The sequence below is a fragment of the Serratia sp. MMO-28 genome (assembly GCF_037199905.1).
Taxonomy (GTDB): domain Bacteria; phylum Pseudomonadota; class Gammaproteobacteria; order Enterobacterales; family Enterobacteriaceae; genus Chania; species Chania oryzae.
The window spans coordinates 319,474-345,471 of sequence record NZ_JBBCVB010000001.1 but is presented as its reverse complement, the minus strand read 5'-3'; the positions used below and the strand labels follow the sequence as shown (position 1 = coordinate 345,471).

Below are 25,998 nucleotides of genomic sequence, written 5' to 3'. Positions count from 1 at the left end.
CTGCTTGTCTATGATCTTTCAGTACGATAAAACGGGATCTGTGCCACAAAAAAGAAAGCGCCGCCCAGGCGACGCTTTCTTTCTGCGCGATGCTGATTAGAAATCCATCAGCTCTTTTTCTTTGTCTGCCAATGCGGCATCAAGCAGCTTGATGTAGGCATCGGTCATTTTCTGAATGTCTTCTTGTGAGCGACGATCTTCATCTTCGCTGATTTCTTTGTCTTTCAGCAGCGCTTTCACTTTGTCGTTGGCATCACGGCGAATGTTACGCACGGCGACACGCCCCTGCTCGGCTTCACCACGCACGACCTTGATCAGATCCTTACGGCGTTCTTCAGTCAGCGGTGGAAGTGGCACACGAATTACGCTACCGGCCGAGTTTGGATTCAGGCCAAGATCGGATGACATAATGGCTTTTTCTACAGCCGACCCGAGAGAACGATCAAACAGGTTGATCGCTAGAGTACGGGAATCTTCTACGGTCACGTTGGCCAACTGACGCAGTGGCGTGGCCGAACCGTAGTATTCCACCATGATACCGTCCAGAATGCTTGGAGAAGCACGGCCGGTGCGGATCTTGCTGATTTGGTTTTTGAATGCTTCGACGCTTTTTTCCATGCGTGAATCAGCATCTTTTCTGATTTCATTAATCACGTTGCAAACCCTTGGAAGCTGGTTACTTGGCAGGCAATACCACAGGTATTGCCCGTGAATGTTACTCAAGGAACGGCCAACGCCCCGCGTTATCCGCCCCGCTAAATTTGACTAACCACCCTTTATTTGGTGATCAGCGTGCCTTCGTTCTCACCCATCACTACACGGCGCAGTGCGCCCGGCTTATTCATGTTGAATACGCGGATAGGCAAGCCATGGTCGCGCGCCAGCGTAAATGCGGCCAGATCCATCACTTTTAATTCGCGTTCCAGCACGTCTTGATAGGTTAACTGTTCGTACAGCGTTGCATCCGGATTTTTCACCGGATCAGCGGAGTATACACCATCCACTTTAGTCGCTTTCAATACCACATCGGCTTCAATTTCGATCCCACGCAGGCAGGCGGCAGAATCGGTGGTGAAGAACGGATTGCCGGTACCGGCTGAGAAAATCACTACACGGTTATTACGCAGCAGGCTGATCGCCTCAGCCCAACTGTAGTTGTCACACACACCGTTCAGTGGGATTGCGGACATCAGACGGGCGTTCACATAGGCGCGGTGCAGTGCATCACGCATAGCCAGGCCGTTCATCACGGTCGCCAGCATTCCCATGTGGTCGCCCACTACGCGGTTCATGCCGGCTTGTGCCAGGCCCGCACCGCGGAAAAGGTTACCACCGCCAATAACTACACCGACCTGAATGCCCAGCTCGACCAGCTCTTTTACTTCCTGAGCCATGCGATCCAAAACGCTAGCGTCGATCCCAAAGCCTTCTGCACCTTGCAGGGCTTCGCCGCTCAGTTTGAGCAGGATACGCTGATAAACGGGTTTTGCATTGGTTGCCATGGTGTTCTGTCCTAAGAAGCAGTAATAGTATTGGGGGTTTGGGCCGATACGTTGTACCTGTGCTGAGTATAGCCGCACCAGGCCCGCCATCGGATTATCTCTGGCTGGATAAAATGGAACCGCCTGACGGCGGCTCCATTAACAGGCATTAAGACTGTTTGCTCATTGCTGCAACTTCAGCAGCGAAATCGGTTTCAACTTTCTCAATACCCTCACCCACTTCAAAGCGGATGAAGTTAATCACTTCAGCACCGTGCTCTTTCAACAGTTGAGCAACGGTTTTAGCTGGGTCCATCACGAAAGGTTGACCGGTCAGAGACACTTCACCGGTGAATTTCTTCATGCGGCCTTCAACCATTTTCTCTGCGATTTCTTTCGGCTTGCCAGACTGCATGGCGATGTCTAACTGAACCTGGTACTCTTTTTCTACCACTTCAGCAGACACATCTTCAGGCTTGACGAACTCAGGCTTGCTCGCCGCAACGTGCATCGCCAGCTGTTTAACCAGCTCTTCGTCCGCGCCTTTAGCCGCCACCAATACACCGATGCGCGCGCCGTGCAGGTAGCTACCCAGCACATCGCCTTCCAGAGCAGCTACGCGGCGAATATTGATGTTCTCACCAATTTTTGCCACCAGCGCTACGCGCTCTTCTTCGAACTGCGCTTTCAGAACATCAACATCAGTGATTTTGCCAGCAACAGCTGCATCCAGCACTTTGTTGGCAAACGCCTGGAAACCAGCATCTTTAGCGACGAAGTCGGTCTGGCAGTTAACTTCCAGGATCACACCGTAGTTGCCTTCGATCTTGGTTTTGATCACGCCGTCAGCAGCTACGTTGCCTGCTTTTTTCGCTGCTTTGATCGCACCAGACTTACGCATGTTTTCGATAGCCAGCTCGATGTCGCCGTTAGATTCAACCAGCGCCTTCTTACATTCCATCATACCTGCGGCAGTACGTTCACGCAGTTCTTTTACCAGGGCAGCGGTAATATCAGCCATTTCTTTTTCCTCGGTTATCTCACGTGGAGACAGTTCTCATTCAGATAAGCAAAGGGGGCCTTTAAAGGCCCCCCTAACCAACATATGTCAATACCTGGTTAATAAGGGCTCGACCTTATTATTCAGCTTCTACGAAGCTTTCTTCCGCCTGAACGGCCAGATCTTGAGAACGACCTTCACGGACGGCGGTAGCAACAGCAGTCAGGTACAATTTGATTGCACGGATTGCATCGTCGTTACCAGGGATAATGAAGTCAACGCCGTCTGGATCGGAGTTGGTATCAACGATAGAGAATACCGGGATACCCAGGTTGTTGGCTTCTTTGATCGCGATGTGTTCGTGATCGGCATCGATAACAAACAGAGCGTCTGGCAGACCACCCATGTCCTTGATACCACCCAGTGAGTTTTCCAGCTTTTCCAATTCACGAGTACGCATCAGCGCTTCTTTCTTGGTCAGCTTGTCAAAGGTGCCGTCTTGGGACTGGATTTCCAGATCTTTCAAACGTTTGATTGACTGACGAACGGTTTTCCAGTTAGTCAGCATGCCGCCCAACCAGCGATGGTTCACGAAGAACTGATCGCAGCTGTTGGCATATTCTTTTACCGCTTCGCTTGCTGCGCGCTTGGTACCAACGAACAGGATCTTACCTTTACGGGAAGAGATCTTGGTCAGTTCAGCCAATGCTGCGTTGGCCATTGGTACAGTTTTTTCCAGGTTGATGATGTGAACCTTGTTACGAGCGCCGAAGATGAAAGGCTTCATTTTCGGGTTCCAGTAACGGGTCTGGTGACCAAAGTGTACACCAGCCTGGAGCATGTCGCGCATGGAAACAGTTGCCATGATTAAACCTCTATAGATTGATTGGGGTTATGCCTCCACGTATCCCATAACGCCGACCCGGACAATGGCCTAAGCCATCTCAAGGCACCCCGGCGGATGTGTCGATACGTGTGTGTTATTTACACAATGTGAGTGCAGTTAAAGTATTTCGGCCATTTCCGCACAACTTGTAAGGATGAAGTACGGATCTGCCGGCGCGCTTTATACCATAAACCGGCCCCCGACACCAACATTTGTTGCATCTGTACCGCCGTTTCGAAATCAAATTTGGCAGCCTCTGGCCGGGCTGATACCATAAGTCAATGCCCTTCTTTCTTACATACTGTCGATAATAACGACACCTGCGGACTAACTTGATGGCAATCTCAATTAAAACACCTGATGATATCCAGAAAATGCGCGTTGCTGGCCGCCTGGCCGCTGAAGTGCTGGAGATCATTGAGCCTCACGTCAAACCTGGCGTGACCACCGGCGAACTGGATAGAATCTGTCACGACTACATCACCAACGAACAGCAGGCCATTTCAGCCTGCCTGGGTTATCACGGCTTCCCGAAATCCGTCTGTATCTCGGTGAATGAAGTGGTGTGCCACGGTATCCCGAGTGACGAGAAAGTGTTGAAAGATGGCGATATCGTCAACATCGACGTCACCGTGATCAAAGACGGTTTCCACGGCGATACTTCCAAAATGTTTATCGTCGGCACCCCCACGATTCTGGGTGAGCGCCTGTGCCGCGTTACGCAGGAAAGCCTTTATCTGGCGTTGAAAATGGTCAAACCGGGTATCCGCCTGCGTACTTTGGGTAAAGCCATCCAGCAGTATGTCGAGGCCGAGAGATTTTCCGTCGTGCGCGAATATTGCGGCCATGGTATTGGTGAAGTCTTCCACGAAGAACCCCAGGTACTGCATTACGATGCTGATGACGGCGGCGTAGTGCTGCAAGCCGGTATGGCCTTCACCATCGAACCCATGGTGAATGCCGGTGATTTCCGTATCCGCACCATGAAGGACGGTTGGACGGTAAAAACCAAAGATCGCAGCTTGTCGGCACAGTATGAGCATACTATTGTGGTCACTGATAACGGCTGCGAGATAATGACGTTGCGCAAGGATGACACCATCCCCAACATCATTACGCACGAACAGCAGTAAGCACTGCTGTTTCTGGTCACAAGCCGGCTGATGCCGGCTTTTTTTATGGGCTGCACATCATGTCTGAAAACCATCGTGAATTCGACACATCGGTCATTCCGTCACAGGCCATGCCAAAGCAGCCTGAGTCTCCTAACGCCTATGGCGATGAAGAGCTCAACTGCGTGGCACTCAAACAACGCCTGGAACAGTTCCAGCAATGGCTGGCCACGGCCTTCAATGCCGGTTCCAGCGCTGAAAGCCTGGTGGCTGCCCGCAGTGAGTTCATCGATCGGCTGCTGCGCCGCTTGTGGGAGTTCTACGGTTTTACCGCGATCCCGGAAACCGCGCTGGTTGCCGTCGGTGGTTATGGCCGCGGCGAGCTGCACCCGCTTTCCGATATCGACGTGCTGGTGCTTAGCCAGCAGCGCCTGAGCGATGAACAGGCCACCCGCATCGGCGAGTTCATTACTCTCTTGTGGGATCTGAAACTGGAAGTCGGCCACAGCGTACGTACGCTGGAAGAGTGCCTGCTGGAAGGGCTGGCCGATCTGACCGTCGCCACTAACCTGATCGAATCACGCATGATTTGCGGTGACGTCGCCCTGTTCCTGCAAATGCAGAAACACATTTTCAGCGACGGTTTCTGGCCATCGCCAGAATTTTTCCACGCCAAAGTGCTGGAACAACAGGAGCGCCACCAGCGTTATCATGGCACCAGCTACAACCTGGAACCCGATATCAAGAGCAGCCCTGGCGGCCTGCGCGATATTCACACTTTGCTGTGGGTGGCCCGGCGTCACTTCGGTGCCACCTCCTTGGATGAAATGGTCGGTTTCGGCTTCCTGACGCAGGCCGAGCGCAATGAACTGAAAGAGTGCCAGAGCTTTCTGTGGCGCATCCGTTTTGCGCTACACCTGGTGCTGCCGCGCTACGACAACCGCCTGCTGTTTGATCGCCAGCTCAACGTCGCCCAATTGCTGCGCTATCAGGGTGAAGGTAATGAGCCGGTAGAGCACATGATGAAAGATTTCTACCGCATGACGCGCCGCGTCAGCGAACTCAACCACATGTTATTGCAGTTGTTTGATGAAGCGATTCTGGCGCTGGATGCCACAGAAAAACCACGCCCGCTGAATGACGATTTCCAACTGCGCGGCGATCTGATCGATCTACGCGATGAAACGCTGTTTATGCGCCAGCCGGAAGCCATCATGCGCATGTTCTACCTGATGGTGCGTAACCGCGAAATCAGGGGTATTTACTCCACCACGGTGCGCCAGTTACGCCACGCACGCCGCCACCTGGAACAGCCGCTGTGCAATATTCCTGAAGCCCGCGATCTGTTCATGGCCATTCTGCGCCATCCTGGCGCAGTTTCGCGCGCTCTGGTGCCAATGCATCGCCACAGCGTGCTCTGGGCTTATATGCCGCAGTGGGGCAACATCGTCGGGCAGATGCAGTTTGACCTGTTCCATGCTTACACCGTTGACGAACACACCGTGCGCGTCCTGCAAAAGCTGGAAAGCTTCGCCGATGAGGAAACGCGCCCGCGCCATCCGCTGTGCGTGGAGTTATATCCACGCTTGCCACACCCTGAGTTGCTGTTGTTGGCAGCGCTCTTTCACGATATCGCCAAAGGGCGCGGGGGCGATCACTCCATTCTTGGCGCGCAGGACGCACTGGAATTTGCGGAGCTGCACGGTCTGAACTCGCGCGAAACGCAGTTGGTTGCCTGGTTGGTGCGCTGCCACCTGCTGATGTCCGTTACCGCTCAACGGCGCGATATCCAAGATCCTAACGTTATCCAGCAGTTCAGCAGCGAAGTGCAGAGCGAGACTCGTCTGCGCTATCTGGTGTGCCTGACGGTCGCAGATATCTGCGCCACCAACGAAACCCTGTGGAACAGTTGGAAGCAGAGCCTATTGCGCGAACTGTACTTCGCGACTGAAAAACAGTTGCGTCGCGGCATGCAGAACAGCCCGGATCTGCGCGAACGTGTGCGCCATCACCGCCTGCAAGCGCTGGCGTTGCTGCGTATGGACAATATCAATGAAGAGGCACTGCACCATATCTGGAGCCGTTGCCGCGCCGATTACTTCCTGCGCCATTCACCGAATCAGTTGGCGTGGCATGCCCGTCACCTGCTGGTGCATGATTCAACCAAGCCGTTGGTGCTGGTCAGCCGCCAGGCAACGCGTGGCGGTACCGAGATCTTTATCTGGAGCCCGGATCGCCCTTACCTGTTTGCCGCCGTGGTCGGTGAACTCGATCGGCGCAACCTCAGCGTGCATGACGCCCAGATCTTCACCAACCGCGATGGGATCGCCATGGACACCTTTATCGTGCTGGAGCCAGACGGCAGCCCGCTGGCACAGGATCGTCATGCCGCGATCCGCCATGCGCTGGAGCAGGCGATCACCCAGCGGGAATATCAACCACCGCGCGCACGCCGCCCTTCTTCCAAGCTGCGTCATTTCAGCGTACCGACCGAGGTCAATTTCCTGCCGACCCACACCGATCGCCGCAGCTATCTGGAATTGATCGCTCTCGATCAACCCGGCCTGCTGGCGCGGGTCGGTGAAGTGTTTGCCGCGCTTGGGCTTTCGCTGCACGGCGCACGCATTTCCACCATCGGCGAACGGGTGGAGGACTTGTTTATTTTAGCCGACAGCGATCGGCGTGCTCTGAATCCAGAAACACGCAGAAAGTTGGAACAACGGTTGACAGAGGCACTCAATCCAAACGATAAAATGTGATATACCCGGCATACTTCAAGTTGCAGGTGTGTTGGCTACGCGAGCTCACCCTAGTCACCTACCTAAGTAGGCTCCTAGGGATTCGCTCGCTTGCCGCATTACTCGGCCCAAGTCTGAGCCTCGCCCCTTTGGGGCCAGCACCAGTGCTGTTCAAAAACGCATTGCGTTTTTGTCCTGCAACTCGAATTATTTAGGGTATACAAGTAACCTTTCGTAACTAAAACCAGGACAGAGAACAGCATGCAGCAATTACAGAACGTTATTGAAAGCGCCTTCGAACGCCGCGCAGATATCACCCCGGCCAACGTAGACACCGTAACGCGTGAAGCGGTAAACCAAGTGATCGCCTTGCTGGACAGCGGCGCTCTGCGCGTTGCCGAGAAGATCGACGGTCAATGGGTCACCCACCAGTGGCTGAAAAAAGCCGTGCTGCTTTCTTTCCGCATCAACGACAACCAGGTGATGGACGGTGCTGAAACCCGTTACTACGACAAAGTGCCAATGAAATTCGCCAATTACGACGAAGCACGCTTCCAGAAAGAAGGCTTCCGCGTGGTGCCACCGGCCACCGTCCGTCAGGGCGCGTTTATCGCTCGTAATACCGTGCTGATGCCGTCTTACGTCAACATCGGTGCCTACGTAGATGAAGGCACCATGGTTGATACCTGGGCCACCGTGGGATCTTGCGCGCAAATCGGTAAAAACGTTCACCTGTCCGGCGGCGTCGGCATCGGTGGCGTGCTGGAACCATTGCAGGCTAACCCAACCATCATCGAAGACAACTGCTTCATCGGTGCGCGCTCCGAAGTGGTGGAAGGGGTGATCGTGGAAGAAGGTTCGGTGATCTCCATGGGCGTTTATCTCGGCCAAAGCACCCGCATCTATGACCGTGAAACCGGTGAAGTGCATTATGGCCGCGTCCCGGCGGGTTCAGTGGTGGTTTCCGGCAACCTGCCTTCCAAAGACGGCTCATATAGCCTCTACTGCGCGGTGATCGTGAAAAAAGTCGACGCCAAAACGCGCGGTAAAGTCGGGATTAATGAGTTATTGCGCACCATCGACTAATATTGAATAGCGGGTGAGTCACCCGCTATTTTTTTGCCTTCAATACGCGAACCGTCACAGTCTCTGGCGGCGGTTTTCGCCATAATCTCTGACAGTGGAATACCCCTTACAGTATTGAATTTGCAGCTGACAACGCTGCAGATTGAAATAAAACCGGTGTAAAACCCATTAAAAGGTGGCGCGATTATGTATGACAACCTGAAAAGCTTAGGCATCAATCAACCGGAAGATGTCGATCGTTATAGCCTGCGTCAGGAGGCCAACAACGACATTCTCAAGATTTACTTCCGCAAAGATAAAGGCGAGTTCTTTGCCAAAAGCGTTAAGTTCAAATATCCGCGTCAGCGCAAGACCGTGGTAGCAGACAATGCTGGTCAGGGTTACAAAGAAATTCATGAAATTAACCCGAATCTGCGTTACGTGATCGACGAATTGGATCAGCTATGCCAACGCGATCAGATAGAAGTGGATTTGAAACGTAAAATTCTTGATGACCTGCGCCATCTGGAAAACGTGGTTTCCCACAAGATTGCCGAGATTGAATCCGATCTGGAGAAACTGACGCGCGGTAAATAACCTCGGTGGCAGAACATTGACCCGCCTGTTACTGAGTTCACATTTTGACCGCTCCCGGTGTGGTAGGGTTAAGCTGTCATCACGATAGGATTGTTACTGCTCAGCAGGCAAAACCTAACTCTTTAACGTTTCCCGCGCGTTAGCTTGGGGAGCAGTTAAGGGGTTAGGTTTTTTTTTGCCCCGTAAACCCGATAATAGAAGTCAGACTAGGAAAACAGATGAGAATTGAATTATTCCCCAACCAAGAGTTACTTACCACGCAGGCGGTCAATGACATTTTACAGGCCATGCGAGAACGCTCACGCTTTAACTTTGCCCCAACCGGTGGATCAACTCCCTTGGCGTTGTATCAATCATTAACCCCACATCTGCGCGATAACCCGCAATACCACCATGTGCATTACTACACGCAGGACGAAGTGCCCTTTCATCCGTTTGAGAACGATAAAGGTGCCATTTATCACCACTTACAACGCCATCTGTTCGCCCCAGCCGGGGTGCCTGATGAGCGGATCCATGCACTAAACGGCAGCAATTATGCTCAATCGGACCGGCAGATAGAAGCGGATGGAGGCATAGATTTACTGATTCTGGGACTTGGCCGCGATGGGCACATCGCCGCTAACCTGCCCGGCACCCCGTTTGACAGCGAAGCACGCCGAATCAGCGTTGATCGTAACAACCCGGCTTTGATCGCCGCGCTGGCAAACGAAGTTGGTGCCAAAGAATTAGTGCCTGACGCGTATTTCTCTTTCGGGATCAAAACCATCATGCAAGCCAAGAATATCCTGCTGCTGGTCAGCGGAGAGAAAAAAGCGCTAATCCTCAAACAGGCGCTGGAAGGACCTCTGACGGAGGATCTACCGGCCTCGATACTGCGTTTGCACCCGGCATGCACCCTGTTTGCCGATTTCGATGCAGCCCAGTTACTTAATGAAAATCACCTGCGCTAATCGGCGCAGAGCAACACGGCGGCAAACTGGCCTGGGGTTTACTATTTCAGTAACAAACCCCACTGTTCGACCCAAGGACAAGATGCAACTTCCGGTTCTGGTTGCTCCTGCGCATCGATCTCCAAAACACCCCCCACCCGCGTTGCCCCCTGCTCCTGCAGCAGTGCATCAAAAGCACGCCCGGCACCGCAGAAATGGTCGTAACTGCTATCACCAAGCGCAATCAATCCATAATGCAGGTCTGGCTGATAACCGACCCGATCGCGCAAGGCGTGAAACAGCGGCGCAATGCTGTCTGGCAGGTCACCTTGCCCAGTGGTAGAAGTCACCACCAATACGTAATGCTGGCGATAAAGCTGCCAAGCTTCCAACGTCCCCTCTTCAAACAGCTTGACCTCATGCCCCTGCTCTTTAAGGATGTTTTCCGCTTCTTCCGCTACCAGCAATGAATTACCGTAGATGGTTCCTACAAAAATACCAACCTGAGCCATAGCTCCTGCTCCTTTGACGATTTCTTTTGAATAGGCTTTAAAAAACGCTCAGTTATCCTGAGGGTTAGCCATAGGAAACTCAACCCCAGCAAGCTCAGGGATAACGCCGAGCCAGCCAAACTGTGACATCAAACCTTGCCAGGTTGCGTCCCAAGGGGCGGAAATATGCAACTGTTCCCCCGTGACAGGATGCTGGAGCTGCAGATGACTGGCGTGGAGCATCAGGCGCGGACAGGCAAAGTGCTGCGCCATACCGCGGTTCTGGCGCAGATCGCCATGGGTGGTATCCCCAATAATGGGATGGCGGATATGCACCATATGACGGCGCAACTGATGCTTACGGCCGGTTTCCGGCTTCAGTTCAACCAGGCTGTAGCGCGAAGTGGCATAGCGGCCAATCGCCACCGGCATTTCCACCGTCGCCAAAGGCCGGTAATGGCTCACCGCCGGTTTTGGACCTTTATCTGGATCGGCATGCTTATCTGCCAGTTTGTCCAGCTCTTCCGTCAGCGCATAATCGATCGTCCCCCCCTCCAGCACATAGCCCCGCACCACCGCATGGTAGGTTTTCTGTACTTCATGCCGTTCAAACTGTTGTGACAACATGCGCGCAACGTCGCTGGACAGCGCCATCAGCAATACGCCAGAAGTCGGGCGATCGAGGCGATGTACAGTAAACACATGCTGGCCAATCTGATCGCGCACGGTTTGCATCACAAACTGCGTTTCATGGCGATCCAACCAACTGCGATGCACCAACCAGCCCGCAGGTTTGTTTACCGCAATCAGGTGTTCATCCTGATACAAAACCATCATAGATTAAGTCCTGCCTTCGTAACCATCCCAGTAGGCAGCAATGGCCGCATTCAGCAAAATCTGACGCTGTTTCTGCGGGTTGTCTGCCGAATACAGGTGGTTCATAAATGTACTTTTCTGTTCCGATTCCTGCAGGAATTCAGCGCTGCGAAAGTATGCCTCTTGTTGCTCCGCCTGCTGGCGTGTAAGCCCCTTTGCGCGATCGGCTTTTCCTGCCTGATAGAATTGCTCAAAGAAGGGTATAGCCCGTTTGATCGAGTCTGAAATATGCATACGCGTATTGGGATCAAAATGTGCCTGATCCAACTGATAAACAGCACGCTTGGCATGGCGCTCAGGGCTACTCTGCGGGCTGGAACAGGCGCTCAGAAATAGAGCACTCAACAAAGCCAGAGTACGAAGTACAGTAAATGCCATAACACTTCCTTGAAATAGTAAGTAGCTATTTAACTTATTGAAAAATCGTCATTCACAGTGAGTAGTTTATCTTATAAAGAGAGTAACCACGAAACAATAACGGTGATGACCAATGGCCGTTTTATGTCACCCCATCACACAGGCTCTATCCTGTTTACCTACGGCAGTAAAAAGGCTGATTCATCAATATTGTGATGGCGATCGTTTTACATCGCATTAACCTACTAGCACAGATCCATCTTCGCGAGTTATGTTCATACTTCATGTTCATAGCCGTTTGATAAAACCCTGTTCCCACCTGTAGGTAAAACCAAACATGTTGCAAACCGAGTAAAACTGACTTTTCGGTCAGGCATATCAGTGGTTTCAAAAAAAAGCCTCTGCAGTTTCTACCCTGATTGCTACCGGCAAAAGAGCATGTTGAACCAATGAGATAACGCAAGCCGACATCCTCTTCGTGAAACACCGTTTGCAGTGTAAAACGACTGAAAAGTGAGAAAAGGATAGATATAGGGAAGGAGATAACATGACTGTTGAACGAGAATATTTGCTACCTGCGATTTGGGTGCGGGAACATATCATCCAAGTCCCGTTAAAATGGTTCGACAACCAGGATACACGCACCATTGAGGTTTTTGCTCGCGAATTGGTGGATCCTACACGTCGTGAAGAACAGCTACCCTGCCTGCTGTTTCTCCAGGGGGGCCCTGGTGGGAAAGGCCCCCGCCCCACCGCGCGCAGCAGTTGGATCGCCGAAGCGCTGAAAACCTACCGCGTGATCTTGCTCGATCAGCGCGGAACCGGGCGCAGCAGCCGGATTGAAGGCAAGAGTATCGCCGGGCTCACTGACGTGCAGGCAGCCGATTATCTCTCCTGCTTCCGGGCAGATTCGATTGTGGCTGATGCAGAATATCTGCGTAAAAACTGCTTTGGCGATCGCCCCTGGAGCACGCTTGGGCAAAGTTACGGCGGCTTTATTACCTTGACTTACCTTTCCCAGGCACCTGAAGGATTGCACACCTGTTTTATGACCGGTGGCCTTGCCAGCCTGCAGCCGGATGCCGATGAGGTTTATGCACATACCTATCCGCAGGTGGTGGCGAAAAACCGGATTTTCTATCAGCGCTATCCACACCTTGAAGAACTGGTAGGCCGCATCGCCGATCGGCTTGAACAACAGGAAGTCTTGCTGCCCGATGGCGATCGCCTGACCGTTAAGCGCTTGCAGAGCCTAGGCATCGATCTTGGCATGAGCGAAGGTTATGAGCGGCTGTTGTGGCTGTTCGACGAGGCCTTTAATCCCGACGGGCAGTTCAGCGATACTTTCCTGTCACAGGTCATGACACTCACCAGCTATGCGGAAAATCCGCTGTTTGCCGTGCTGCATGAAAGTATCTACGCACAAGATAAGGCCACCAATTGGGCGGCACAGCGCCTGCGGCATAATTTTTATGCCTTCTCTGAAGATCGTCGGCCTCTCTATCTGACCGGTGAGATGATCTACCCGTGGATGTTTACCGACATCGCAGCACTGCGCCCTTTCAACGGTGCCGTCAAGCTATTGGCCGAACGCCGGGTCTGGTCACCACTGTATAACAGCAAACGCTTGCTCGAAAATCAGGTACCGGTATTCGCTGCCGTGTACTTCAGCGATATGTATGTCGATGTGCGGCTGTCGCTGGAAACCGCGCAGCAAGTGGGGAATCTGACCCCCTGGATCACCAATGAATATGAGCACAACGGTTTGCGTGTCGGCAATGTGTTTGGGCACCTGCAAAGCATGGCGCAGAAAGCTGGCGTGCTCTGCATATAGCGCTAGCGCGCAAGAGGGATGCCGTAGTAGTGATTTCTCTTGCGCTGCCCCGGTCAGTTCACCAGTTCAATCGTTATCATCCGGCTATCCGCCCGCCCACGCTCGTCCACCGCCCTGATGCGATACTGACCGTTATTGATCGGGCGCCAGTCGATTGCGGTTTTGCTGGCGCTGCTGCCAAGATAAATATCATCCACAAACCAGTACACCGTTTTACTGTCGGCATCGGTCACGGCATTAAAAGCGATTTTGTCGCGCCCCTGTTGCGACTGCCGTAAGGTATAGGTGGTATTTTTCAGCGGTGAAGTAATGCGCGGTGGATTGCCGCTGACGGCAACGCCGTTATCCTTACAGCGGTTCACCGGAGGAGCGCGTTTTGGTAAACCTGCCTGCGCGAATACGTTTGCCAGATCGGAAGGCCAGAACTCAAACACCTCGGTATGGGTTTGTGTTTCATCATAGGGCGGGCAAGCCACTTCACCGCTTTGGTTGTCCAACACTACCGGGCGATACACCGTATCTACCTTAATCGGTGACTTGCCGGGGATAAACCAGGTTTTCCCTTTTTGCTGACACCACGGCGTAGGCAAATTACCGCTGGCCAAACAGATATCCACCCGCTTAAGCTGTTTTGGCAGCGGGTATTTCGGCTCCTGCAACGCTGGGTAGCTGGCCGTCACACTGTCGATAATATTGAAAAACAGCGGGGCGGCGGCGTCAGCGCCGACAAACACGTTGTTGCCTTTGCCGTCAAAATTCCCCTCCCAGACCACCAGCACGTAAGGCCCGAAAACACCTACGCTCCAGGCGTCACGAAATCCCCAGGAGGTGCCGGTTTTCCAATAAACCGGCAGCGAAGAAGAACGCTGCGCCAGCGTATCACCTGGCCGGCGGTGCTGCCTTAGCATATCCAAAGTAATAAAACTGGCCTCTTCACTCAGCAGCCGCACCGGTTGGGGGGAAACATCACTTTTCTGCATTCGTAACGGGCGCAGTACGCCACGATTTGCCAATAACGCATACAATTTTGCCAGTTCTTGTGAAGTGACTTCGCCACCGCCCAACACCAGCGACAGCCCGTAGTGGTTCTCACTGGCCATGTTAGCCACACCGGACAAACGTAAAAACTGATAGAACGTCGGCTGCCGCAGCTGCGAAGCCACATACACCGCTGGAATATTGCGGCTGAAATTCAGCGCATCCGTCGCGGTGACCGGCCCCAGAAAGCGCCGATCAAAGTTCTCCGGTGCATAAGCACCAAATGACGAAGGCACGTCTTTCAGAATGGTCATCGGGTGCAATACCCCCTGTTCAATACCCAGCGCATAAATAAACGGCTTAAGCGTGGAGCCCGGCGAGCGCTTGGCGTTGGTGCCGTTCACCTGTCCCTGGATCTCAGGGTTGTAATAATCGCCAGACCCCACCAGCGCGCGCACCCCCATGTCGCGGCTATCCACCAGCAATACCGAGGCGTTATGGATCCCCCGGCTCTGATTACGGGCAATGAACGCGCTCACCTGCTTTTCAATCAACCGCTGTAGGCCCGTATCCAACGTGGTGTCGATACGGGTATTGCGCTGAACCAGTTGCTGATTCTGTTGGCGCAGTTGTTCAATAAAATGCGGAGCAATATATGGCATCTGCTCCGGTTGGCGCAGCGCGAATGGCAACTGGAACAAGGCTTGCTGACTGCTGTCGGTGGCATAAATCCCCTGCCAGCGCTGGAACAGGCGATTACGTGCCTGCGTTAGGGCACTGCCCAGCACGCCGGTTTTCGGGTCAACGCGGTAACTGGGCGACTGTGGCAAAACGGAGAGCGTCAGCGCTTCCGGTAACGTCAGGTCTTGTGGTGCCTTGGCAAAGTAAATCAGGCTGGCGGCACCGATGCTTTCAATATTGCGGCCATAAGGGGCATAATTCAGATAGGCTTCCAAAATATCGAGCTTGGAGTAGCTGAGCTCTAACTGCACGGCGCGCACTATCTGCATCAATTTACCGCTCGGTGTGCGGGTATTCAGATGCCAATGCATTCGCGCCAGTTGCATGGTGATGGTTGAGCCCCCCTGCATTTTGCCCCCGGCCACATAGCTGCGCCAGAAACCACGCACCAGGCTGACGGGGTTAAAACCAGGGTTGTAATAGAACCAGCGATCTTCATGCAGCAAAATGCCACGCACTGCCAGCGGAGAGATCTGCTCCAACGGTGTCCACAAACGGTAGCGATCGTCATTCGCCAGCGTGATACGCATCAGCACACCCTGGCGATCGTAATACACCGAAGAGAGAGGCACACCTTGGGAAAGCGGCGGGTGCGGCCAGAGCCGCATGCCAAGGAACAGCAGCGCCAACAGCACGATCGCCATCAAAATATTCTGCAACCCGCGTTTAACTGCCGCTGAGAAATCAGGAAGGATTTTCATTTACCACTCAGCCCCCTCCCCCGCCGTTGCCACACGGTGGGGGAATGGTGGTTTATTAGTTTTTCGCTGGTACAACAACCAATTTACCGTTACTGACCGATAGCGCCTGTACTTCACGATCGTACATGGCTTCGCCATAAGCAGGCGGGATCACAAAACTTCCGGTGTTGGTGGCTTTGATCTGATAAACAAACTCCTGCACATCGGTCGTGGCGCTGCCGTAAATGATTACCCGATCTTCGCGAATATCGCTGTAATCCGGTGCCCAAGTGGAGCCTGATGCCGCCAGCGGCGACTGCCAGCCAGCGTCAGCATCATTATTCCCCGCGCCCTCGCCTTCTGTTTCCGGCGGCGGAGGCGTTTGCTGCACGACCTCAAACCCACCCGGGAGCAGATCGACAATCGCCAGATTATCTTGCCCCTCTTTCGAGTTGGCGCGGATTTTCAGATGCACATTGATTTTTTGCCCCAGCGTCACCTGCGTTAGCGGTTTACCTTGTTCATCGGTGTAATCGCGAGCGATCTCCAGGCCACGCGAAATTGCCTTCTGTGGCGCAGCCAGATCGTAACCGGCCTGCGTTACCACATACCAGGCTGGTGCATCGCGGGTATTTTCAATGTGGATCGCTTGCGCATCCGCAGTAAACTGCCCTTTGATAAACCGCCCCTCCAGCGCTGAAATGATCTGAGGATCGACACCGCTACGCTTGCTGGTTTGCGCGATTTTCAGCGTATCCGCCGAGGCAGACTGCGCCGTTACCTGTGCCGAATAACTCTCCAGCGCCAGAATGCTCATGGCAGAAGAGTAAGTGGTATAACGCTCTTCTCTCAGCGCCCTGACCATGTTCTCCAGCACCTGCGCAGGTATAGCCGACACTTTTTCCGGGAAGTGACGGGTAATCAGATACAACCGCGTGGCGTCCTGCACTAACGGATCGAAATAATTCTGCGTCCACCAGGCCTTGTCATAAGCTTTGCTGAGCTGATTCCAGCTTGGTTGCAACAGAGCATTGGCCTCATCATCCATTTTTAACAGACGGTAAGACGAAGCCAGATACAGCGCGCTCAGATCGGTTTTCCAACTCTCTGGATAGAGTTTCTGCAGCGTATCCTGCACCGAGGCCAGGGAGTTAGTGGTAATTTCCCCCTGCAGCGTCAGCAGGTAAACCGCCCAGGCACGCAGGCGCAGGTCATAGAGATCGTCGTAACGGCTAGCGGCCAGTTCACGCAAGGCACCGTTAGCCTCCTCCAGCATACCGGCCGGTAACGCATAACCCGCCGCTTTAACCTCCAGCAGATATTGCACCACATACGGCGTCACAAAAGGATCGGCATCCGGCGATGAACGCCAGGCACCGATAGCCCCTCTGTCATTCTGGCGGGAACGCAGTACGCCAAGCAGGTTCTTCAACTGCTTACTGACTTCCGCCTGGCTCAGACTGCTGTTCATTTCAGGGTGCTGGCCTTGCAGCATCAGCGGAATTGAACGGCTGACAATCTGTTCAGAGCAGTAATACGGGTAGTCCGCCAGATATTGCGCCAAGCCGCTGGTCAGCACCAGTGGCGAGTAAGAAACCGCCGCTCTGCGCTGCGCATAGGCATCAAACATCTGACGCAGATTGTCGACATTCTGGCTACTGCCGTTCATCCGGCCCATCACCGACTGCGTGCGGTAAGGCATCGCTGGGCGCACCGAAGTGCTGATGGTACGGCGGCTGGCTTTGTCGCCATAGCGCGCATCAAACACCAATGGCGCATCACCGAGTGCAGACTTGGCACGCAGGCGGAAGCTGACCACCCCTTCGCGCTTTTCAGCCAACGACAGGCTTTGCTCTGCGTTACCAACCACTTCCAGTTGCGGTGGCGGCGTTAGATGAATGCTCACCGCCACGGCTTGGCCATTCAGCCCTTCAAGGTTGTTGCTGACCCCCACGCTGACATCAAATTCATCCCCCGGAGCCACCATCGAAGGTACATTCGGCGTCATGATAAAGTTATCCCGCACCGTTGCGGAGGTTTGCGCTTTACCGATTTTGTTCGGCGTGACCGAAATCGCCATCACGCGGATTTTACCGTTGAAGTAATCCGGTACTGGATAGTCGAACTGTTTCTCACCGTTCACTTCGGTAATCCCTGACCAGTAGGCCACCGGCTTATCGCGCTTGCGCTTGAACGGATTCAGGTTGAGATCCAGCCCCTCACCGGCGTCACCGCCCGGTGCCGCCGTCAGCGCCATCAGTTTGCTGAATTCCGGCAGGATCAAATCGAGGATTTGCGAGCTTTCCACCCTCAGTTCCCGCTTGCGGAAGAAGTACTCCAGCGGATCTTTCAGGCGATAGCGCGCCACCTGCAAAATACCCTCATCTACGGCGAACAACGCCACCTGCTGCGGGCCGTCGGTTTTCACCGTCATTACCAGATTCTCACCCGGCTTGATGACCGCTGGAGCCGACACTTCGAGGTTGTTCTGGCGGGCACGCGTGCTGATTTTAAATGGCATCACGCCATAGCTCAGCGGGCTCATAAAGATTTCGCTGGAATTCACGTCACGCACAAACTGCACGTTGACATAACCGTTACCTTCCATCCCGGCAGGGACGCGGATTTTTTGTACCGAACTGGTGGTATCACTATGGAACCACTGCCAGCCGTACACCCGATCTTTCTCGATAGTAATCAAACCGCTGCCGGTATATGGGGCGTTGATCGAGACTTCGATCTCCTCCTCTGGCTGATATTCTGCCTGGTTCAGTTTCAGCTTCAGTTCGGCATTGCGATCCAGTGAACGGCTGAGGTTAGCATTGCCAGCCACGCTATAGGCAATGCGATTGAGCACTTTGCCTTGTGCATCTTCAATCACCAGCACAAAGTCGCCGGGCTTATCAGTCGCCAGCGCCAGATCGTTACCCTGTTCAGTGAGCGCCAGCGGCTGCTCGGAAAGCTGAACTTCCTTCATCTTCGACTGGTATTTGTAAACCCCGGAATTCTGTTTGGTAAGCACCGAGATATAGCGTTGTTCGATCAGCACCAGCTTCAGATCGGGTAATGCAATCTGCTTCAACGCAGGATCGACAGCGATCACGTTCAGGTGACGAACCGCGTCACGGCTGATGTAGCCTAAATCCCCGTCCGGCTTCACGCCGATCAGATAATCATAAGGTGACACCAGCACCCGGGCAGTGGCGGCAACAGAACGCCCGCCACCGGCAACAAAGGCTTCAGACAGCAACTGCAGTTGGTAAGTGGCATCCGCATAGGATTTCAGATCCAGCGGAATATTCGCCATACCCTGTTCATTGGTGGTTCTGTCTTCCAGTTCAGTTTCAAAACCATCGCTGTTCTGGCGATTCTCGTAGAAAGTGTAATCTGGGAACTGATCAAAACTCGGATACATCGGCCGCAGCGTCAGTTTTGAGGTGACCCGCCGATCTTGCGCTGGCGTGCCAAACAGGTTCTGCACATCAATGTTCGCCTGCAGCTCGGAGGGTTTCACCCACCCTTGCTGGCGATTCGGCGTCAGTTCCAGCTTCACCTTCAACTGATCGGGCTCGAACTCCTTCACGTTCACGGCGGTATGGCCGAGTAATGTCGTGGTGTCATTATTCTTGCCGATCAGGTACAGGTAGACGTTCCATTCCCCCGTCGGTGCGTTCTCATCGGTGGTATAACTCAGTTCGTTGAAACCGCTGTTGCCGAGAGTCAACGGCACCGTGGTCATCAGCTTATCGCGCGGATCACGGATCTCGGCACGCACCGGCACACCGGCCAAAGCAACGCCCCAGTCGGCAGCGCGGGTAATCAAACCGATATTAAAAGTATCCCCCGGCCGGTAAACACCCCGATCGGAGAACAGGTAGCTGTTCAACGTGCGCGGATCGACCGGCGTTTCTTCCCCTGCAATATCAAAACGCGAGAAGTCCAGCCCGCGATCGTTATAGTCACCGGTTGGCAGGAAGGAGACATCACCTTCTTTTTCCACCAGGAACATCACCGGCTTACGCTCGTTGGTATACACATCCAACGCCGGGAAGCGGATATGCCCGTTGGCATCCGTCGTTTGGCTGAGCAGTGCCACACCGTTTTTGGCGATCACCGACACTTTGGCATTACTGACCGGTGCCCCACTGTGGATCGACTGCACAAAGACGTCGCGCGTTTTATCCTGAGAACGTTTGGCAATAATCCCCAGATCGGTCACCACGACAAAGCGCGAGTCCCCTACGCTTGGCGCATTATCGTTTTCTTCTTCACTCTGCTCACTGTCCTCTTCTTCCGCAGCCTGCGGCTGTTTTTTCTTTTCCGGTTGCCATTCCGACAGCGTTAATAAAAATACGCCGCGATGGGAATCGGGGCTGGTAGAGAGATAACGTGAGAGATCGATACCCTGATAGTTCACTTCACCCGGTTGAGCATTATTGATCACCGTCTGGTATTGGAAGTGCTCGGTAAAATACTCGTCATTAAGCTGATTAAACTGCGCCGACGAGTATTCCTGGCTTTTAAAAGAGACAATGTGTTGTAACTGGCTTGGGATCACCCGCTTGATATCCAGACGCAGGCCCGGCACGTTGCGAGCCGCTACGCTGATTTGCTTGTCACCGTTGACCGACAGCAGCGAGCCTTGCGACATAAACTGCAAGGATTTTGGATAATCTGGCACTTCGACGATGCGATAAACCTTTTCCGGCATTTTATAGCCACCGGATGAGGTCATCAGATCATCAATTTCGATCAGCATAAACCGGTGTGCGGGCGCCTCAAACTTGAAGCTGAACTGCGGCTGATAGCTTTCTTCCGCCTCGTTGAGCGTAAGATTCAGCGGCGTTGACTGCGCCAGCACCTTCTTATCGACGCTCTGGACACTCCAGCGATAAAACTGGTTCGGATCCTGCTCGGCCTCTGTCTCATCAAGGCCGTGCTGCGGCAGCAGCCAGGCTTTGACCGCACGGCCAACATCGCTATCTTTCACCGCATCGCTGAAGGCGACAATCAGCGCACGCTGGCCTTTAGCGCCATCGGCATCCACCACCTGCGCACTGGCATCTTTCACCACCAGGCTATACAGCGTCGGCACCGAGACCCAGTTATCCTTGGTTTCCGCGGTGGCATTGGCTGGCACCACCGATTTAACCCCCTGACCAATCGTCAGATGCACCGAACCACCGTGATCCAGTGCTTTCAGCGGTTCTGAATGCACCCAGGCATTCAATTTTTTCTCGTCATAGACCAAAGAGAAATTCAGTTTCTTTTCCGATTTGGCCTTGGCTTCCGTCAGCCCCAGCGCGATCTGTTTTTCGAAACTGGCCACATCCACGGGCGCATTGAATTTTACGTTAAAGATAGCGCTGCGCTTTTGTGGATCCTGCGGATCTTGATAATATTCAGCCTGCCCCAACTGATAGCCGAACGCCGGTACGTTGAAGCTGTAACGGGTGTTATTAAGCTTAATTTGCGGGGCCAGCAGCACGGCAGGATCGAGCTTAATCTCGTATTTAGCGCCCATCGGCAACGGATTTTTCGGCGTAAAGACCAAAGTCCAGGCATTGCGCCATTGCCACTGGCCCTCGATGGCCGGGCTAAGCGTCACCCCTTTTTCCACTACTTTACCCACATCGGTCAGCGGTGCGACAGAATTGCGGAAAGCAAGCACCACTTCCTGCGGTGTGGACTTCGCGAGTGCATAATTAATGAGTTCAGGATCGGAAACCTTCACGCTGGTTTCCTGATATACCATCGGTGCCGGCTCAATCGGCTGCGGCCGGTTCAGCCACCAGTTCCAGCCGTAGAACGCACCACCGGCTGCACACAATAACACCACCAGCGCCAGGCCAATGGCTTTCGGATATTTATCCACCCCGCTTTCCAAACGCAGAAAAACGCGCTTCAGGCCGCCCGACAGCACCATCATCCAGGCGGGAGCACTCCAGCTCACATTGCCAATTAGCGGTTTGAACAGCCGCCTCAGCAATCCCAGAATAAAAGCCAGCAGGCGAAACACGCCTTTTACCAAAGTAAAAGGCAGACGAAGGATGAACCTTAATAAATCCATTATTGCAGCACCTTATGATCCTGGATCAACACCCGGAAAATAGCCTAACGCTTTAATTCACGTGTTAAATACAACCGCCGTGCAAACGAATAAATGCAACGAAATAAGCTGACTATTCAGTCTATCTGCCATCAAGAAATTTAGCTGCATTTTTCAGCAGGATTTCCCCACTGGTGTTATAACCGATGGCAAAAAGTCGAGGCACTACGCAAATTACCCTGGTGGATTGTTCAGCAACGAATCCAGATGCTGCAGCAACGCCAGCAGCGGCATGCAGTTTGGCTGTTTATCCTTCAGTGCCTCTTCAAAATAAGGTGCGATCATAAAACGCGTTGGTAATGCTGCTCCGGCATCCAGCAACGCCATCATCCGCGGCAGCAATACCCACTGCAGCCACTCTTCTGCCCGCATGCTGTCTACGCAGAAAGGTTCCGTGCTGGAAAAGGCCTCAGGTTCAGGCGGTGCCGCCTGCCACAGCGCCAAATCCTGCATGGCTTGTTCAATCGCCTGTAAACTTTGGCGAACCTGGTTTTCTCTATTCATCGACATTCCCAAACTCTGTGGCCCTGATTATCAGCGCGAAAGCATAGCATTTAAGCCATGCGGCGCCCAACTCCGCTGAGTTGACGATATCTGCACATTTTATCTGGTGGCACCGCACCTGACACGGCACAATACGCCCACTCAAAACCACACAGATGAAAGACATGTCCGCAATCTCATCAACTAAAAATCACGCGACACCCGGTAAAGCCATGTTGGCTTCGGTTACCGGTTATGCAATGGATGGCTTCGATTTGCTGATACTCGGCTTTATGCTGCCGGTGATCACCTCTGAATTGGGCCTGACCTCATCGGAAGCCGGTTCACTGGTCACTTGGACGCTAATCGGCGCAGTGATTGGTGGTGTGATCTTCGGCCACCTCAGCGACCGTTTCGGCCGCATCCGCATTCTGACCCTCACCATTTTGATGTTTTCCCTGTTTACCGGCCTGTGCGCTATCGCAGTCGGTTACTGGGATCTGCTCGCTTACCGTACGTTAGCCGGCATCGGGCTGGGCGGTGAATTTGGTATCGGCATGGCGCTGATCGCCGAAGCCTGGCCGGCAGAGAAACGCAATCGCGCTTCAGCCTACGTCGGCATGGGTTGGCAGCTTGGCGTGCTGGCCGCCGCCTTCCTCACCCCGCTATTACTGCCTTATATCGGCTGGCGCGGGATGTTCCTGGTTGGCCTGCTGCCAGCGCTGGTCTCTTTCTTTATCCGGCGCACCATGGGCGAACCCAAAGAATTTGCCCAACAGTTGGCTGGTGAACAACATCTGTCCTTCACGCAACGCGTAAAATTGCTGTTCAAGGATCGTGCAACAGGGAAGGCCAGCTTGGGGATCTTCATCCTGTGTTCGGTACAGAATTTCGGTTATTACGGGTTGATGATTTGGATGCCAACGTATCTGGCAAAAAACTTTGGTTTTTCGCTGACCAAGTCCGGTATCTGGACCGCTGTCACGGTGCTCGGCATGACCTTTGGCATTTGGCTGTTTGGGGTATTGGCTGACCGCTTCCCACGCTGGAAAATCTTCGTCAGCTACCAGATTGGTGCCGTCGTGATGGTCATTTGCTATGCCCAGCTCAGCGATCCAACCTTGATGCTGTTTGCCGGTGCACTGATGGGGGTATTTGTTAACGGCATGATTGGCGGCTACGGTGCCTTGATTTCCGACACTTACCCGGTACAGGCGCGTGCTACGGCGCAAAATATCCTGTTCAACCTGGGGCGTGGCGTTGGTGGGCTTGGGCCGCTAGTGATTGGCGTACTGGTGACTCAGGTTTCCTTTACGGCAGCCATCAGCCTGCTGGCGGGTATTTATCTGTTGGATATTTACGCCACCTTATTCCTGCTGCCGAAGAAGCAAAGTACGGGCGATGTCTTGGGGGCGATCGGTTAATCACGGAGGTTAATGCTCAACAACGTTAAACATTGTTGAGCATCGACTAACGGGGAAAAAGTTGGGGGCACTGCGTTAACAGTGCCCCCGGTTCGTTTTATAGCAATCCAGCTAAACAGTGTGCTCCCTGCTCAATCCCTGAAAACTTTTCCTTCGGCCATCCTGACCAAACAATCCTTGCTATATCCTGTAGCATCTTCCTGACGCGATTCCTAAGTCTTCCTGACCCACCAGCCATCCTATGCCAGCTCTCAATCTCCGTCCTGGAGGTGTCCTTGGTTTCAATCCTGAAACATCCTGAGCATCGTCCTGACGCCAATCCTTGTTCGCTCTTCCTGAGCGCATCCATTTCTTCTTCCTGAAGCCGCATCATCCTGATGCTTTCCTGCTCCAAACCGTTCCTATCCGGTAGACATAAGATCGCTTAATTCCTCCGGCTTCACAAGGCTATGTAAGACGGATTACAGCAAACTTTATTGAAGTTTTATCCTAAGTACATTTTAACTGATTGATCTGGATGGTAATAAGTCCAATATAAGCCAAGCATCAGAAAAAATTAAAAGCGATCTCTTACAGCCTTTGTAAGAGATATCTCACAAGCGCCCGATACAAAAAGGAAAACTAATTCAGCATTGGACGTAACATACTGAGGAAATGAGTTAACGAATGGGATAAAACGGTGCGTTTATCGCTACCAAATTGTTCAAGCACCACACTACCACTGACGTTACACAGCGACACCACCGTCATTTCCGATTCCGTTGTTGCCAAGAACAACGTTGGGGAAAGCTTGAGACGCTTTTGCGTAACCAGATGCCCAATCAGATTCTCCTGTAAACGGATAAAGTCATCCTCGCTCCATACCTGTAGCAACGTCATTTGCTGCGATTCAAACTGTGCGCCCATATCTCCTGCATATTGCTGGGTATAGAAAGTGTGGATATCCGGCCGCAATTGCAACTCCAGTGCGTTTTCCACCTTCACCAAAGTGGCTGCAGGAAGAAACGGCTGCGGTAGCCACAACACCTCATCATCGCGGTTTTCTACAATACAGGGTGAGGCCACGCCATACAGTTCCTGGCTTGCGGGGGCATGACCGCGCTGCTGCTGCCACAATTCGATATAACGCTGGGTAAATTCACGCAATGCGTGCGATACATCATAGTCCATATTTTTTCTCGCATACGGTAAACTGGCGGCCATTGTACCTTTCTCACACCAAGGTGACAGCTTATGTCCTCCTATCAAGACCATCAGGCTCTGTCAGCGCTGACGCTGGGTAAACCGACCGCTTACCAGGATCACTACGATGCCGCGTTATTGCAGGCGGTTCCGCGCAGTATGAACCGTGAGCCCTTGGGTCTGTATCCTGAAAACTTGCCGTTCCACGGCGCAGATATCTGGACACTGTATGAGCTTTCCTGGCTGAACGCCAAAGGCCTGCCGCAGGTCGCGGTGGGCGAAATCAGCCTGGATGCGGGCAGCATCAACCTGATCGAATCCAAAAGCTTTAAACTCTACCTCAACAGTTTTAACCAGACCCGCTTTCCTGATTGGGAAACGGTGCGCAATACGCTGCAGCGCGATCTATCAGCCTGCGCACAGGGGGAAGCCAGCGTTACCTTATGCCATGTCGACCAGATCGCCGGTTCGTCGATCGCCCATTTCGCTGGCGAATGTATCGATGCGCAAGATATCAATATCGACGACTATGAATTCAATGCTGGCTATCTGCAAAATGCCACCGGCGAGCAACAGGTAGAAGAAACGCTGGTCAGCCATCTGTTGAAATCCAACTGCCTGATCACCCATCAGCCGGATTGGGGGTCTGTGCAAATCCGCTATCGTGGCCCACAGATCAACCGTGAAGCGCTGCTGCGTTACCTGGTTTCGTTCCGCCATCACAACGAATTTCACGAGCAATGCGTTGAACGCATTTTTAACGATCTGCTGCGTTTCTGCCAACCGCAACAGCTGAGCGTTTATGCTCGCTATACCCGGCGTGGCGGGCTGGATATCAACCCATGGCGCAGCAACGTGCCCTTCGAACCTGCTCGTGGCCGTCTAGCCCGCCAATAATGCGAGGCAGTGCTCAACAACTGAGCTAACGAGTGGTTTTTATTGGTAAAAACCTGGGGACGGCGGTAAGGTTAAATCACTAATGTCCGCCATTTGGCTTGGCATTCTGGCAGGAAATTCAAAATTCTTACCGCA

At 53.2% G+C, this 25,998-nt stretch carries 19 protein-coding genes; 8 read left to right on the top strand and 11 right to left on the bottom strand.

Translation table 11 applies throughout. The annotated features are described in order from the left end of the window. Window positions 1-96: 96 nt before the first annotated feature. From frr to rpsB, 4 genes are all read right to left on the bottom strand, one after another. Window positions 97-654 carry a ribosome recycling factor gene (gene frr / locus WG891_RS01520; RefSeq protein WP_076943697.1) on the bottom strand — a complete coding sequence of 186 codons (558 nt, stop codon included), beginning with the start codon at window positions 652-654 and terminating at the stop codon, window positions 97-99. A gap of 122 nt (window positions 655-776) precedes the next feature. Continuing rightward, the gene (gene pyrH, locus WG891_RS01515) at window positions 777-1,502 is read right to left on the bottom strand and encodes a UMP kinase (protein WP_337261329.1); all 726 of its coding nucleotides are present in this window, start codon (window positions 1,500-1,502) and stop codon (window positions 777-779) included. 148 nt (window positions 1,503-1,650) lie between these two features. Beyond that, a complete protein-coding gene (gene tsf, locus WG891_RS01510; RefSeq protein ID WP_337261328.1) occupies window positions 1,651-2,502 on the bottom strand; it encodes a translation elongation factor Ts in 852 nt (283 codons plus the stop codon). Between the two features lie 118 nt (window positions 2,503-2,620). Further along, entirely contained in the window at window positions 2,621-3,346 is a 726-nt protein-coding gene (gene rpsB, locus WG891_RS01505; protein WP_037403746.1) for a 30S ribosomal protein S2, read from the bottom strand. 356 nt (window positions 3,347-3,702) lie between these two features. On the opposite strand from rpsB, the gene map reads away from it, so the two are divergent. From map to WG891_RS01480, 5 genes are all read left to right on the top strand, one after another. Further along, entirely contained in the window at window positions 3,703-4,500 is a 798-nt protein-coding gene (gene map / locus WG891_RS01500) for a type I methionyl aminopeptidase (protein WP_337261327.1), read from the top strand. Window positions 4,501-4,610: 110 nt separating this feature from the next. Beyond that, on the top strand, window positions 4,611-7,238 hold the full coding sequence (gene glnD / locus WG891_RS01495; RefSeq protein ID WP_443006009.1) for a bifunctional uridylyltransferase/uridylyl-removing protein GlnD: 2,628 nt from the start codon (window positions 4,611-4,613) through the stop codon (window positions 7,236-7,238). A 240-nt stretch (window positions 7,239-7,478) separates the two neighbouring features. Continuing rightward, window positions 7,479-8,303 (top strand): 2,3,4,5-tetrahydropyridine-2,6-dicarboxylate N-succinyltransferase, encoded by an 825-nt coding sequence (gene dapD / locus WG891_RS01490; protein ID WP_076943691.1) that lies wholly within the window; start codon window positions 7,479-7,481, stop codon window positions 8,301-8,303. A 186-nt stretch (window positions 8,304-8,489) separates the two neighbouring features. Further along, window positions 8,490-8,879: a DUF3461 family protein gene (locus tag WG891_RS01485; protein ID WP_037403741.1), complete on the top strand. Its 390-nt coding sequence runs from the start codon at window positions 8,490-8,492 to the stop codon at window positions 8,877-8,879. A 218-nt stretch (window positions 8,880-9,097) separates the two neighbouring features. Further along, a complete protein-coding gene (locus WG891_RS01480) occupies window positions 9,098-9,832 on the top strand; it encodes a 6-phosphogluconolactonase (protein ID WP_337261325.1) in 735 nt (244 codons plus the stop codon). A gap of 41 nt (window positions 9,833-9,873) precedes the next feature. Here the strand turns inward: WG891_RS01480 and WG891_RS01475 are convergent, their stop codons facing one another. The 3 genes from WG891_RS01475 to WG891_RS01465 are packed head-to-tail and all read right to left on the bottom strand — an operon-like array spanning window position 9,874 to window position 11,556. Continuing rightward, the gene (locus WG891_RS01475) at window positions 9,874-10,323 is read right to left on the bottom strand and encodes a flavodoxin (protein ID WP_337261324.1); all 450 of its coding nucleotides are present in this window, start codon (window positions 10,321-10,323) and stop codon (window positions 9,874-9,876) included. Between the two features lie 48 nt (window positions 10,324-10,371). Continuing rightward, entirely contained in the window at window positions 10,372-11,139 is a 768-nt protein-coding gene (gene truC, locus WG891_RS01470) for a tRNA pseudouridine(65) synthase TruC (RefSeq protein ID WP_337261323.1), read from the bottom strand. Between the two features lie 3 nt (window positions 11,140-11,142). After that, the gene (locus WG891_RS01465) at window positions 11,143-11,556 is read right to left on the bottom strand and encodes an Exc2 family lipoprotein (RefSeq protein WP_337261322.1); all 414 of its coding nucleotides are present in this window, start codon (window positions 11,554-11,556) and stop codon (window positions 11,143-11,145) included. A 526-nt stretch (window positions 11,557-12,082) separates the two neighbouring features. Here WG891_RS01465 and WG891_RS01460 point away from each other — a divergent pair. Then, window positions 12,083-13,369, top strand: coding sequence for an alpha/beta fold hydrolase (locus tag WG891_RS01460; protein ID WP_337261321.1), 1,287 nt, complete (start codon window positions 12,083-12,085; stop codon window positions 13,367-13,369). 53 nt (window positions 13,370-13,422) lie between these two features. Here WG891_RS01460 and pbpC read toward each other — a convergent pair whose 3' ends face one another. The 3 genes from pbpC to WG891_RS01445 all read right to left on the bottom strand — a co-directional run bounded on the left by pbpC (window position 13,423) and on the right by WG891_RS01445 (window position 22,381). After that, a complete protein-coding gene (pbpC, locus tag WG891_RS01455) occupies window positions 13,423-15,789 on the bottom strand; it encodes a penicillin-binding protein 1C (protein WP_337261320.1) in 2,367 nt (788 codons plus the stop codon). A 55-nt stretch (window positions 15,790-15,844) separates the two neighbouring features. After that, on the bottom strand, window positions 15,845-21,838 hold the full coding sequence (locus WG891_RS01450) for an alpha-2-macroglobulin family protein (RefSeq protein WP_337261319.1): 5,994 nt from the start codon (window positions 21,836-21,838) through the stop codon (window positions 15,845-15,847). 213 nt (window positions 21,839-22,051) lie between these two features. Next, a complete protein-coding gene (locus WG891_RS01445) occupies window positions 22,052-22,381 on the bottom strand; it encodes a YqcC family protein (protein ID WP_337261318.1) in 330 nt (109 codons plus the stop codon). A gap of 164 nt (window positions 22,382-22,545) precedes the next feature. On the opposite strand from WG891_RS01445, the gene WG891_RS01440 reads away from it, so the two are divergent. Next, complete coding sequence (locus tag WG891_RS01440; protein WP_076943733.1) at window positions 22,546-23,784, top strand: MFS transporter; 1,239 nt, start codon at window positions 22,546-22,548, stop codon at window positions 23,782-23,784. A 621-nt stretch (window positions 23,785-24,405) separates the two neighbouring features. On the opposite strand, the gene syd is transcribed toward WG891_RS01440, so the two are convergent. Next, complete coding sequence (gene syd, locus WG891_RS01435; RefSeq protein ID WP_337261317.1) at window positions 24,406-24,954, bottom strand: SecY-interacting protein; 549 nt, start codon at window positions 24,952-24,954, stop codon at window positions 24,406-24,408. A 63-nt stretch (window positions 24,955-25,017) separates the two neighbouring features. On the opposite strand from syd, the gene queF reads away from it, so the two are divergent. Further along, window positions 25,018-25,863 (top strand): NADPH-dependent 7-cyano-7-deazaguanine reductase QueF, encoded by an 846-nt coding sequence (gene queF, locus WG891_RS01430; protein WP_337261316.1) that lies wholly within the window; start codon window positions 25,018-25,020, stop codon window positions 25,861-25,863. Window positions 25,864-25,998 lie beyond the last annotated feature (135 nt).

Coding starts and splice junctions, on each gene's coding strand:
- pyrH (WP_337261329.1), bottom strand. CDS start 1,502: ATGGCAACCAATGCAAAACCCGTTTATCAGCGTATCCTGCTCAAACTG.
- tsf (WP_337261328.1), bottom strand. CDS start 2,502: ATGGCTGATATTACCGCTGCCCTGGTAAAAGAACTGCGTGAACGTACT.
- rpsB (WP_037403746.1), bottom strand. CDS start 3,346: ATGGCAACTGTTTCCATGCGCGACATGCTCCAGGCTGGTGTACACTTT.
- map (WP_337261327.1), top strand. CDS start 3,703: ATGGCAATCTCAATTAAAACACCTGATGATATCCAGAAAATGCGCGTT.
- glnD (WP_443006009.1), top strand. CDS start 4,611: ATGCCAAAGCAGCCTGAGTCTCCTAACGCCTATGGCGATGAAGAGCTC.
- dapD (WP_076943691.1), top strand. CDS start 7,479: ATGCAGCAATTACAGAACGTTATTGAAAGCGCCTTCGAACGCCGCGCA.
- WG891_RS01485 (WP_037403741.1), top strand. CDS start 8,490: ATGTATGACAACCTGAAAAGCTTAGGCATCAATCAACCGGAAGATGTC.
- WG891_RS01480 (WP_337261325.1), top strand. CDS start 9,098: ATGAGAATTGAATTATTCCCCAACCAAGAGTTACTTACCACGCAGGCG.
- WG891_RS01475 (WP_337261324.1), bottom strand. CDS start 10,323: ATGGCTCAGGTTGGTATTTTTGTAGGAACCATCTACGGTAATTCATTG.
- truC (WP_337261323.1), bottom strand. CDS start 11,139: ATGATGGTTTTGTATCAGGATGAACACCTGATTGCGGTAAACAAACCT.
- WG891_RS01465 (WP_337261322.1), bottom strand. CDS start 11,556: ATGGCATTTACTGTACTTCGTACTCTGGCTTTGTTGAGTGCTCTATTT.
- WG891_RS01460 (WP_337261321.1), top strand. CDS start 12,083: ATGACTGTTGAACGAGAATATTTGCTACCTGCGATTTGGGTGCGGGAA.
- pbpC (WP_337261320.1), bottom strand. CDS start 15,789: ATGAAAATCCTTCCTGATTTCTCAGCGGCAGTTAAACGCGGGTTGCAG.
- WG891_RS01450 (WP_337261319.1), bottom strand. CDS start 21,838: ATGGATTTATTAAGGTTCATCCTTCGTCTGCCTTTTACTTTGGTAAAA.
- WG891_RS01445 (WP_337261318.1), bottom strand. CDS start 22,381: ATGAATAGAGAAAACCAGGTTCGCCAAAGTTTACAGGCGATTGAACAA.
- WG891_RS01440 (WP_076943733.1), top strand. CDS start 22,546: ATGTCCGCAATCTCATCAACTAAAAATCACGCGACACCCGGTAAAGCC.
- syd (WP_337261317.1), bottom strand. CDS start 24,954: ATGGACTATGATGTATCGCACGCATTGCGTGAATTTACCCAGCGTTAT.
- queF (WP_337261316.1), top strand. CDS start 25,018: ATGTCCTCCTATCAAGACCATCAGGCTCTGTCAGCGCTGACGCTGGGT.